9 protein-coding genes are annotated in these 7,821 nt (G+C 71.0%); all 9 read left to right on the top strand.

Annotation, left to right across the window (positions count from 1 at the left end; all coding sequences use genetic code 11):
* Positions 1–304 (top strand): iron chelate uptake ABC transporter family permease subunit (locus ON21_RS11790; RefSeq protein WP_157170801.1); only part of this gene is annotated, 304 nt, incomplete at its 5' end.
* Positions 301–1,194, top strand: a complete 894-nt coding sequence (locus ON21_RS11785) for an ABC transporter ATP-binding protein (protein ID WP_039797865.1) — start codon at positions 301–303, stop codon at positions 1,192–1,194. The genes ON21_RS11790 and ON21_RS11785, both read left to right, overlap by 4 nt.
* 71 nt (positions 1,195–1,265) lie before the next feature.
* Positions 1,266–1,658: a BlaI/MecI/CopY family transcriptional regulator gene (locus ON21_RS11780; protein WP_039797864.1), complete on the top strand. Its 393-nt coding sequence runs from the start codon at positions 1,266–1,268 to the stop codon at positions 1,656–1,658.
* 43 nt (positions 1,659–1,701) lie between these two features.
* Positions 1,702–2,640: a M56 family metallopeptidase gene (locus ON21_RS11775; protein WP_039797863.1), complete on the top strand. Its 939-nt coding sequence runs from the start codon at positions 1,702–1,704 to the stop codon at positions 2,638–2,640.
* A 180-nt stretch (positions 2,641–2,820) separates the two neighbouring features.
* The gene (locus tag ON21_RS11770) at positions 2,821–4,425 is read left to right on the top strand and encodes a DEAD/DEAH box helicase (protein WP_039797862.1); all 1,605 of its coding nucleotides are present in this window, start codon (positions 2,821–2,823) and stop codon (positions 4,423–4,425) included.
* A gap of 3 nt (positions 4,426–4,428) precedes the next feature.
* Positions 4,429–5,274 carry a DMT family transporter gene (locus tag ON21_RS11765; RefSeq protein ID WP_039797861.1) on the top strand — a complete coding sequence of 282 codons (846 nt, stop codon included), beginning with the start codon at positions 4,429–4,431 and terminating at the stop codon, positions 5,272–5,274.
* Between the two features lie 281 nt (positions 5,275–5,555).
* Entirely contained in the window at positions 5,556–5,810 is a 255-nt protein-coding gene (locus ON21_RS11760; protein WP_039797860.1) for an IPT/TIG domain-containing protein, read from the top strand.
* 125 nt (positions 5,811–5,935) lie between these two features.
* Positions 5,936–7,372 carry a GuaB1 family IMP dehydrogenase-related protein gene (locus ON21_RS11755; RefSeq protein ID WP_039797859.1) on the top strand — a complete coding sequence of 479 codons (1,437 nt, stop codon included), beginning with the start codon at positions 5,936–5,938 and terminating at the stop codon, positions 7,370–7,372.
* Positions 7,373–7,613: 241 nt separating this feature from the next.
* Positions 7,614–7,821: CNNM domain-containing protein (locus tag ON21_RS11750; RefSeq protein ID WP_157170802.1), on the top strand; the 208-nt coding region annotated here is incomplete at its 3' end.

The raw sequence follows: 7,821 nt of genomic DNA, 5'->3' as shown, positions 1-7,821 counted from the left end.
GACCCAGCAGGCCCTCCTGATCGGAGCGGCAGTGGTGGCCGCCTCGGTGGCCACCGCCGCCGTCGGGCCCGTCGGTTTCGTCGCCCTCGCCGCGCCGCAGATCGCACGACGCCTGCTGCGCACGCCGGGCGAGCCGCTGGTCGGCTCCGCGGTGGCCGGCGCCATCCTGGTGGTCGGCGCGGATGTCGCGTCCCGCACGGTGTTCCCGGTCGACCTGCCGCTCGGCATCGTGACCGCGGCGTTCGGCGGGCCGTTCCTGCTGTACCTGCTCGTGCGTATGAACCGGAAGGCGACGCTCTCATGACGATCGCGGACATCACCGCCGACGCCGAGGAGCGGAGCGCTCCCGAGCACCGGCTCGGCGCGGAGGAGGTCACCCTCGGTTACGGCGATCGGGTGATCGTCGACGGTCTGAGCTTGACCATCGCCCCCGGAGTGATCACGACCGTCATCGGACCCAACGGCTGCGGAAAGTCCACGCTGTTGCGGTCGCTCGGCCGCCTGCTGCGCCCGCGGGAGGGCCGAGTGCTGTTGGACGGCAAGGCCATTTCGACGATGAAGACCAAGGACGTCGCCCGCATCGTCGGCATGCTGCCGCAGTCGCCGGTCGCCCCGGAAGGGCTCACCGTCGCCGATCTGGTCGCCCGCGGACGCCACCCGCACCAGTCCTGGTTCCGGCAGTGGTCGGGGACGGACGAATCCGAGGTGACGACCGCGCTGGAAAAAACCGGGATCGCCGATCTCGCCGAGCGCCCGCTCGACGAGCTGTCCGGTGGCCAGCGCCAACGCGCCTGGATCTCGATGGCGCTGGCCCAGGGCACCGATATCCTGCTGCTCGACGAGCCGACCACCTATCTGGACCTCGCGCACTCCATCGAGGTGCTCGACCTGGTGGACCGGTTGCACGCCGATCTCGGGCGCACCGTCGTCATGGTGCTGCACGATCTCAATCTCGCGATCCGCTACAGCGACCAGCTGGTCGTCATGCACGACGGACGCGTCGTCGCCGCGGGCGCACCGGGCGAGGTGGTGTCGGTGGAACTGCTGCGCGAGGTGTTCGACCTGGATGCCACGGTGCTCGAGGACCCGGTGTCGGGCCGGCCGATGATCGTGCCGATCGGCGCGCGGCACGTGCGCGGAAAGGCGGGCGGACCCGCTGCCACGGCGCCCGAGACCGCGCCGTATGAGAAATGACACACCAGCTACTCCATAGTTACGACACCCTGTAGTACGCGTCCTCGTCGTTGAGTACCTAAAATTGTGGAATGGCAGGTCTTGGTGAACTCGAGAAAGCGGTCATGGACCAGTTGTGGTCGGCCGACGAACCACAAACGGTCCGGCAGGTGCACGAGGCGCTCGCCGCACGCCGTGAGCTCGCGTACACCACGGTGATGACCGTGCTGCAACGCCTCGCGAAGAAGAACCTCGTGGTGCAGCGGCGCGACGACCGGGCGCACCGTTACGCGCCCGTGCACACTCGCGACGAACTAGTGGCCAGTCTGATGGTCGACGCGCTGCAACAGGCCGACGCGGCGGGCAGCCGCGCCGCCGCTCTGGTCCACTTCGTGGAGCAGGTCGGCAAGGACGAGGCTGCCGCGCTACGCGAAGCACTCGCTAAGCTCGAAGCAACCGAGGACTCGGCGCCACCGCCGCAGTAGACTCCTCGGGCGCCCTGGCCCCACAACGCAGTGAGCTGAGTCGATGAACGCAACCGCGCCGGTATTCGCCGGACTGGCATTGCTTCTCGCGGGGCCTGCCCCGGCCTTGCTCAGCCGGGCGACCTGGACCTACCGGACGCCCCGCGCAGCGCTGGTGCTCTGGCAGGCCATCGCGCTCGCCGCCGTGCTCAGCGCGTTCGGTTCCGGGCTGGCCATCGCCGCCGAGCTGCTCGTGCCCGGCCCCGACGGACGTCCGACCACCGCGCCGACCAGGGAGATCGACGCGCTCGGCCTGCCGCTGTGGCTGGCGTACGTGTTCGTCTTCGCGCTCACGCTGCTGATCGGCGCCCGGTTGATCTACGCGATCATCCGGGTCGGCGTGCACACCCGCAGACGGCGGGCCCGGCACCGCATGCTCGTCGACCTGCTGGACCAGAGCGGTCCGCACCGGCGCGCGGCCGACATCCGGGTGCTGGCCGCCACCGAGCCCATCGCCTACTGCCTGCCCGGCCTGCGCCAGCGCGTCGTGCTCAGCGAAGGCACCCTGACCAATCTCGCCGACGCCGAGGTCACCGCCATCGTCAGCCACGAACGTTCGCATCTGCGGGCCAGGCACGATCTCGTGCTGGAGGCGTTCACGGCCGTGCACGAGGCGTTTCCCCGGGTGGTGCGCAGCAAGGCCGCGCTCGGCTCGGTGAAACTGCTCATCGAGTTGCTCGCCGACGACTCCGCGGTCAAGGTCACCGGACCGAAGCCGCTGGCCCGCGCCCTCGTCGCCTGTGCGAAGTCCACCGCGCCGCAGGGCGCGCTCGCCGCGGGCGGACCCACCACGCTCATCCGCATCCAGCGGCTCAGCGGACGGATCGGGGACATCCGCATCGCCACCGCCGCCTACCTCGGCTCGGCCGCCATCCTGGTGGTGCCGACGCAGGCCGTGGCCGTACCCTGGCTCGTGGAACTGAGTCGGCTGTTCCACGGCTGACTTCCCGGCACGTATCCTGGACCTTCGGCCCGCCTCCGGTCGGCCGCATCCTTTCGCTCCATCCGGCGCGCGTCATCGCCCGCGCCACCGCGCGGTGAAACCATCGCGCGCCGCTCTCCATCCCACCGAACAGCGCGTTCCGCGTGGAACGCGCCGTGCGACGAAAGGCACACCCTCCTCGTGACCCCCTCGACCACCGTCGCCGCGGCGCCCCCCGTGTCCTTCGCGGATCTGGGCCTGCCCGCCGTGCTCGTCCAAGCACTGCGACGCGACGGCATCGAGACGCCGTTCCCGATCCAGGCCGCCACGGCGCCGGACGTCCTGGCCGGCAAGGACCTGCTCGGCCGCGGGCCGACCGGTTCCGGAAAGACCCTCGCCTTCGGCCTCCCGATGCTCGCCCGGCTGGCAGGCGGCGCGGCCAAGCCGGGCCGCCCGCGCGGACTCGTGCTGGTGCCGACGCGCGAGCTGGCCGCCCAGATCGAGCGCGCGCTCGACGAACCGGCGCTCGCACTCGGCCTGCGAGTGGCTTCGGTGGTGGGCGGCGCCCCGATCAAACGCCAAGCCGACCGCCTCGCCCGTGGCGTCGACCTGCTCATCGCCACGCCGGGGCGGCTCGCCGACCTCCTCGCTCAGGGATCCGCCGATCTGTCCGACGTGACGATCACCGCGCTGGACGAAGCCGACCACATGGCCGACATGGGATTCCTGCCGCAGGTGACCAAGTTGCTCGACCGCACGCCGCGCGACGGTCAGCGCCTGCTGTTCTCGGCCACGCTGGACGGCGAGGTGGACAAACTGGTCAAGCGTTACCTGCGCTCCCCCGTCACGCATTCCACCGCGCCGCCGTCGGCGTCGGTCACCACCATGTCGCATCATCTGCTCTACGTCGGCGACAAGGTGACCAAGCGGGCGGTCGCCACCGAGATCGCCGCCCGCGACGGGCTGACCATCATGTTCGTCCGCACCAAGCACGGCGCCGACCGGCTCGCCAAGCAGCTGCGCGGCGCCGGCATCCCCGCGGGCGCGCTGCACGGCGGCAAGGCGCAGAACAACCGCACCCGCACCCTGGCCGCGTTCGCCGACGGCTCGGTGCCGGTGCTGGTCACCACCGATGTCGCCGCCCGTGGCATTCACGTCGACGGGATCTCCCTCGTCGTGCATGTCGACCCGCCGCCGGAGCCGAAGGCGTATCTGCACCGGGCCGGGCGCACCGCCCGCGCGGGCGAGGACGGCGTGGTCGTCACGCTGGTCATGGACGAAGAGCGCCGCGAGGTGGAGGCAATGGCCCGGAAGGCGGGTGTGGAGGTCGACGGGGTCCGAGTCCGTCCCGGCGACCGCACGCTGGCCGAGATCACCGGAGCCCGCCGCCCGTCCGGTATCCCGGTGGTCCCGCCTTCCGCCGCACCCGTGGCCGCCACCCAGACGCCGAAGCCCGCACGCCGCCGAGCGAACCGGCGGTCGGAGACGGCTCCGGCCGGTGGCCGCGGCGCCGGTGCCGCGAAGCAGTCCCGGTCGGGCTCGGTGCCGGGCCGTGGTGGCGAAGCGGTCACCGCGCCGGGGCGTCGGCGCGGCCACGCGAACGCCGCCGGGAAGCCCGCCGCAGGCAACGCCGCCGGATACGGTGCGGGTTCGGGCGAGGGCGCGTCCACCCGCCGTTCCGGCGCGGCGGGCGGATTCTCCGGACACTCCGCGACTTCCGCCTCCGGCGACACGCCGAGCCGGACCCGGCGACGCGCCGTGCGAGCGCAGCAGTCGCCACAGCTTGGCAACCGCAGGGCAAACTAGAAGGTGTCGACCCACGCGGCAGCGGCCGTCCTCTGCGCACTGCTCGCGGCGCTGCTGTTCGCGATCGCCGCGGTCGCGCAACAGCACGCGGCGGCCGCGGTGCCGGAGGGTGCCTCGCTGATCCGCTCGCTGCTGCGCACCCCGCGCTGGTGGGCGGGCGTCGTCGGCGACGCGGGCGGATACGCCATGCAGGTCCTCGCGCTCGCGTTGGGCGCGGTGCTGCTGGTGCAGCCGATCCTGGTGAGCGCGCTGGTGTTCGCGCTGCCGCTGTCGGCCCGGCTCAACGACCGCCGCGTTGCGCCGCGCACCTGGGCGACCGCGCTCGTGCTGGCCGCCGCGCTGGCCTGCTTCCTGCTCGTCGGCAATCCGACCGAGGGTGATTCCAACGCGCCCCTGCGGGAGTGGCTCGTGCCGCTGGGCATCCTGCTCGGATTGATCGTCGCCGCAACGGTCGGTGGGATCGCCGCGCATGATCCGGCGTGGCGCGCCCTGTTGATCGGGGCCGCGAGCGGGGCGCTCTACGGACTGGCCGCCGCGCTCACCGACTACGTCACCGACCTGTTCGAGCACGGTCTCGGGGACGTGCTGAGCGGCTGGCAGACCTGGGCGCTGATCGGAGCCGGCGTCACGGGCGTGTACCTCCAGCAACGCGCCTATCAAGCGGGGCCCCTGACCGCGTCGCTGCCCGCCGTCACGGTCGTCGAGCCACTGGCCGCGGCGTTCATCGGCATCGCCGTGCTGGACGAGCGGTTGCAGACGGACACCGCGGGACTGGTCGTCACCGCCGGTGCGGTGATCGTGATGGCGGCCGCGACGATCATGCTCTCCCGTTCGCAGGCCGCCGCCTGAATCGGTCGGGTACGGCGGGCCCCGAGCAGAGGGAGACCTCCGATTTCCTAACCGTCAATTCGTCGGGTCGTCGGTGCTTGTCGGGCCCACCCCATCGAGCAGGCCGAGGGTGCTGATCCCAGGTAGCCGTGGCATCGGTTCGAAACCGGACGAAACCGGACATCGGATCCCTTGTCGCAGAGCCGTCGCCGGAGGCTTACTGAATATGTAGCGGTTGCCGCAGAAGATCGACATCCGTTGCAAGGTAATCCCTTTCACTATATTCGGCTTGGAGTCGAACCATGGCAGCTGTACTCACCTCCCTCACACCCAATTCCGGCCCGGCGACGACTTTCAGTACGGTGGTGATCACCGGCTCCGGGTTCAGCAATGTCGGTCCTCTGACCGTGCGCTTCGGTACGAAGGCGACCACGTTCACCATCGACTCCGACACCCAGATCACGGCCATCTCCCCGACGGGAACAGGCACGGTGGACGTCACCGTCGAAGTGGAGCTGGACGGCATCAGCAACGCGCTGCCCTTCACCTACGTCTGACCGCGCGTGGCCGGGCCTGAACAAACGTTCATGAACAACTGTTCATAAACCGACCCGGCGCTGACGAGCCCCTGGCGAGTCCGGGAGAACGGCGCGCACCGGTCGGCGCGGATATCATCGGTCGAGTGCGCTTTCTCCCCGGTCATCAGCCGCCGTACGACCTGACCTACGACGACATCTTCCTCGTCCCGAACCGGACGGACGTCGCGTCGCGCTTCGACGTCGATCTCTCGACGACCGACGGGTCGGGCACCACCATCCCCATCGTCGTGGCGAACATGACCGCCGTGGCCGGGCGCAGAATGGCCGAGACCGTGGCCCGCCGCGGCGGCATCGTCGTCCTCCCCCAGGACCTGCCGATCACCGCGGCAGCCGACACCATCGCCTTCGTCAAGAGCCGCTCGCTCACCGCCGACACCCCGGTCACCCTCGCCCCCGACCGCTCGGTCTCCGAGGCGGTGGCGCTGATGCACAAGCGCGCGCACGGCGCGGTCGTGGTGGTCGACGACGGACGTCCGGTCGGTGTGGTGACCGAGGCCGCCTGCGCCGACGTCGATCGCTTCGCCCGGCTGCGCGAGGTCGCGGTCACCGATTTCGTGCGGGCGCCCGCGACCACCACTCCGCGCGACCTGTTCGACCTGCTGCACGCCGAGCACGCCGACTTCGCGGTGCTCACCGCCGAGGACGGCACCCTGGCCGGGGTGCTGACCCGCACCGGCGCCCTGCGCGCGGGCATCTACCAGCCCGCCGTCGACGCCGCGGGCAAGCTGCGCGTCGCGGCCGCGGTCGGCATCAACGGCGACGTGGCCGCCAAGGCCAAGTCCCTCGTGGATTCCGGCGCCGACCTGCTGGTCATCGACACCGCGCACGGACACCAGGCCAAGATGCTCGAAACCCTCACCGCCGTCCGCGATCTCGGCCTCGGTGTCCCACTGGTCGCTGGCAACGTCGTCTCCGCCGAGGGCACAAGGGATCTCGCGGCGGCGGGCGCGGACATCGTCAAGGTCGGCGTCGGACCGGGCGCCATGTGCACCACCCGGATGATGACCGGCGTGGGCCGCCCGCAGTTCTCCGCGGTGGCCGAATGCGCCGCCGCCGCGGCGGAACTCGGCGTGCACATCTGGGCCGACGGCGGCGTGCGCCATCCCCGCGACGTCGCGCTGGCGCTGGCCGCGGGCGCGTCCAACGTGATGATCGGCTCCTGGTTCGCCGGTACCTACGAGTCCCCCGGCGACCTGCGTGTCGATCGCGACGGCAACGCGTACAAGGAGAGCTTCGGCATGGCGTCCAAGCGGGCCGTCGCCGCCCGCACCGCCTCCGACAGCGAATTCGACCGCGCCCGCAAGGGGCTGTTCGAAGAAGGCATCTCCAGCTCGCGGATGCGGCTGGACCCCGAGCGTCCCGGCGTCGAGGACCTCATCGACCACATCTGCTCGGGTGTGCGCAGCGCGTGCACCTACGCCGGAGCACGCACACTCGCCGAATTCCACGACAAGGCCGTGCTCGGCGTGCAGTCCGCCGCCGGATTCGCCGAAGGCCGCCCGCTGCCCAGCGGTTGGTGAGCGCCGACACGCGCATCGCACCGGCACCGGCCCACGCCACTCGGCACGTGGGCCGGTAGCATGGTGGTTGCCGGACACCGGCAACACGACTCATTTGCGAAAGGATCCAGTTGTCACCCGCGTCCGAGGGCGCCGCACAGGAGGGCTCCTCTATCGAGCCGGGTGACCAACCCGGCGTCCTCCTCCCCGCAGTCCCATTCCGTACAGGCCGTCACGCAGCACCGTTCAGGTGGTGCTGACCATGTCCCTCGCGCTCACCGCGCTCAGCCTGATCGGATTCATCGCACTCACCGTCGGTACGGCCCTGTTCGTCGCCGCGGAATTCTCCCTCACCGCCCTGGAGCGCAGCACCGTCGAGGCGCACGCCCGCACCGGTGACGTCCGCGCCCGCATGGTCCGCAAGGCGCATCGCACGCTGTCGTTCCAGCTGTCCGGCGCCCCAGCTCGGC

This window comes from Nocardia araoensis NBRC 100135 (assembly GCF_000308435.1).
GTDB classification, from domain to species: Bacteria; Actinomycetota; Actinomycetes; order Mycobacteriales; family Mycobacteriaceae; genus Nocardia; species Nocardia araoensis.
Note: the sequence above shows the minus strand (reverse complement) of the source record. Positions and strands in the feature narration are given on the sequence as shown.

Excerpts from the sequence above, each read along its gene's own strand:
- ON21_RS11785 (WP_039797865.1), top strand. The coding sequence starts at position 301 with ATGACGATCGCGGACATCACCGCCGACGCCGAGGAGCGGAGCGCTCCC.
- ON21_RS11780 (WP_039797864.1), top strand. The coding sequence starts at position 1,266 with ATGGCAGGTCTTGGTGAACTCGAGAAAGCGGTCATGGACCAGTTGTGG.
- ON21_RS11775 (WP_039797863.1), top strand. The coding sequence starts at position 1,702 with ATGAACGCAACCGCGCCGGTATTCGCCGGACTGGCATTGCTTCTCGCG.
- ON21_RS11760 (WP_039797860.1), top strand. The coding sequence starts at position 5,556 with ATGGCAGCTGTACTCACCTCCCTCACACCCAATTCCGGCCCGGCGACG.